General features: G+C 69.0%; 2 protein-coding genes and 2 pseudogenes. 1 reads left to right on the top strand and 3 read right to left on the bottom strand.

What is annotated here, in order from left to right:
- Position 1: 1 nt before the first annotated feature.
- Positions 2–130 carry a DUF2283 domain-containing protein gene (locus ACFVWY_RS35565; protein WP_389879045.1) on the top strand — a complete coding sequence of 43 codons (129 nt, stop codon included), beginning with the start codon at positions 2–4 and terminating at the stop codon, positions 128–130.
- A gap of 7 nt (positions 131–137) precedes the next feature.
- Here the strand turns inward: ACFVWY_RS35565 and ACFVWY_RS35560 are convergent.
- The 3 genes and pseudogenes from ACFVWY_RS35560 to ACFVWY_RS35550 form a co-directional block, all read right to left on the bottom strand.
- Positions 138–923 (bottom strand): annotated as a pseudogene (locus ACFVWY_RS35560) (IS3 family transposase); the annotation flags it as partial.
- Positions 924–1105: 182 nt separating this feature from the next.
- Positions 1106–1258: pseudogene (locus tag ACFVWY_RS35555) on the bottom strand (hypothetical protein); the annotation flags it as partial.
- Between the two features lie 466 nt (positions 1259–1724).
- A complete protein-coding gene (locus ACFVWY_RS35550; RefSeq protein WP_389879044.1) occupies positions 1725–2192 on the bottom strand; it encodes a MarR family winged helix-turn-helix transcriptional regulator in 468 nt (155 codons plus the stop codon).
- Positions 2193–2606: the final 414 nt, after the last annotated feature.

Below are 2606 nucleotides of genomic sequence, written 5' to 3'. Positions count from 1 at the left end.
GGTGGAGGTTGGCGGCATGATCAACCTTGACTTCGACGAGCAGGGGCGCCTCATCGGTATCGAGGTATTGGCGGCCAACTCCAAGCTGCCCGAGTCATCCGAGCATCTGGGCCTTGACCCCAAATCCTGAACACGGGTTATGCGGCTGGTGCCAGCGTAGTTGGTGTGAGGTGGAGGGCGTCCTCGAAGGCGATCGGTGATCGTTGTCCGAGACGGGAGTGTCGGCGCCGGGTGTTGTAGCGGTGGAGCCATCGAAAGGCTTCGAGCCGGGCCCGGCGTTCGTCGGGCCAGCTCTTTCGTCCCTGCAGGATCTCGCGTTTGAAGGTTGCGTTGAAGGACTCGGCGAGTGCGTTGTCCGCGCTGGACCCGACTGCGCTCATGCTCCGCCGCACCCCTGCTGACCTGCATGCTTCGGCAAAGGCCCGGCTGGTGTACTGGGCTCCGTGGTCGGTGTGCATGATCGATCCGGCGAGGCTGCCGCGGGTGCGGATCGCCGCGGCCAGGGCGTCGGTGACGAGGTCCGCGCGCATGTGGTCGGCGATCGCCCAGCCGGCCAGACGGCGCGAGGCGAGGTCGATGACGGTGGCCAGGTAGCAGAACTTCCCGCCCTCGATGGGCAGGTAGGTGATGTCGCCGACGTACTTCGTGTTCGGCTTCTCGGCGCTGAAGTCACGGCCGATCAGGTCCGGGACCTTGGCGGCGGCCGGGTCGGGGACGGTGGTGCGGTGTCGGCGGCGCAACCGGACCCCTTCGATCCCGGATGCCCGCATAATCCTGGCGACCCTCTTGCGGTTGACCGCTTCGCCGCTCGTTTCGCGGAGCTCGGTGGTGATCCTCGGAACTCCGTAGGTGCCGTCCGATTCCTGGTGCACTGCCCGTATCCGGGCGGCCAGCCTCGCGTCGGCCGCCTGCCGGGCAGCTCGGTGCACCGCGAGAGTCTGACGTTCAGGACCCGCAGCATCCGGGCCCCGCCCCGGCCCGCCAGCACCACGCCGACCGACTCGACCATGTGCTGCAGCAGTGATGTTCGCCGCTGGTAGCGCACGGTCAGCCCAGGAACCTGTTCGGCGAAGGTCACCTTCGGGCAGGACGGGTTCTCGCAGTACAGACGGCGCACGGACAAGTCGATCCGGACCGGACGGCCGCCGAGCGCCGCATCAGCGAGGTGCCGGACATAGCGGCTGTGGATCCAGTCGCTCAGGACCCCGCACCCGGTGCATCCCGCCGGAACACGGGATCGAGTACGAGCCTCGATCACCACGACAGGACCTGAAGTATCAGCCGAGAACACCAGTAACTCAGCCAAGTGCGGTAACAGCTTTGACAGTTCAACAGAGCACACTCAAAGGCCGCCCACCCCGCAAACCAGGCGACTGCCCGCATCGGGATGATCTTCGGCTACGAAAATCTTGCCAGAGCCACCTTCAGCCGTACCTGACTGTGCACGTACGTTGGCCCGTTCGCCGACACAGCCACGCAACAGGATCCACGATCCGGGCCCTTGAGGAGAAAGTGTGCCGTTCCCCCGGCTTCTCGGGCTGACACCTCTTCGGGCGCTCTGCGTGAACGTGCCGCCGCAGGCGGCGCCCACCCGCTGGCCGCGCGGCAAAGTTCACCAGCCGGAAACGCGTCGAGGGCCGCGCCCTGCGCCGGGGACTCCATGCCTTGGCCCCGGTCCGCGTCGCGGACCGGGGCCAGAACGCCGCAGGGAAGAGGGCGAGTGGTCAGTGGCTGAGTGCCGGGGGCTTCACCGCTTCCACCGCCTCGACCAGCGACGCCAGTTCCGGGTTCGCGGCGGCCTGGTCGAGCGCCTCCCGGAGGGCGGCGTCGTTCGTCGGCCGGGCCTCCCGGAGCAGGTCCAGGCCGGTGTCGGTAACGTCGGTGTAGATGCCGCGGCGGTCGGTCGGGCACAGGTACCGGGAGAGCAGTCCGCGGTCCTCCAGCCGGCTGACGAGGCGGGTGGTCGCGCTCTGGCTGAGGACGACCGCGTCGGCGACCTGCCGCATCTGCAGGTGGCCGCCGGGGCCGTCGTGCTGACGGCTGAGCACGTCGAGCAGCGAGTACTCCCGCACGCTCAGGTCGTGCCCCGACTGCAGGGCACGTTCGACGCGCGCCTCGATCCGGCCGTGCAGCAGGGAAAGAGCGCCCCAGCCGCTGGCGAGAACGGTGAGCGCGGGGTCCGTGGCGGGCATGGGGTCGTGTCTCCTTCCGGGTGCGGCTGAACCCGGGATCGTCATCAAATGAAAAATCGGCTGAGGCTTGTATGGGGCCAGTGCAGGCGTACTGGTCTGGGTGCCCTGCCCGCCGCCGGATGCCGCAATGGCCGACTGCCAGGCGGACCGGTCTCCGGCCGGTGACGGCGTCCGGCACCGCGAACCCCAAGCCTGCCGGGAAAGCGGGCTCGCGGTTCCCGCGCCCCGTGCTCCTGCCGACGGGCGCGCTGAGCCACTGCGGCCCGGGTGCGTGGGGTGCGTACCCGGGCCGCGAGGTGGGGCCGGCGGAGGCTGGCCCGGTGTCAGGCGGAGAGGGTCTTGTGGAGGGCGTCGAGGCCGTCGGCGTAGATGCCGGTGAAGAGGTCGACGACTTCCTGGTCGGTGGCGGTGCCC

Origin of the sequence: Streptomyces sp. NPDC058195 (assembly GCF_042883525.1) — a bacterium.
Classification (GTDB): Bacteria; Actinomycetota; Actinomycetes; order Streptomycetales; family Streptomycetaceae; genus Streptomyces.
This window is presented reverse-complemented; position numbering and strand designations above follow the sequence as displayed.

Excerpts from the sequence above, each read along its gene's own strand:
- ACFVWY_RS35550 (WP_389879044.1), bottom strand. The coding sequence starts at position 2,192 with ATGCCCGCCACGGACCCCGCGCTCACCGTTCTCGCCAGCGGCTGGGGC.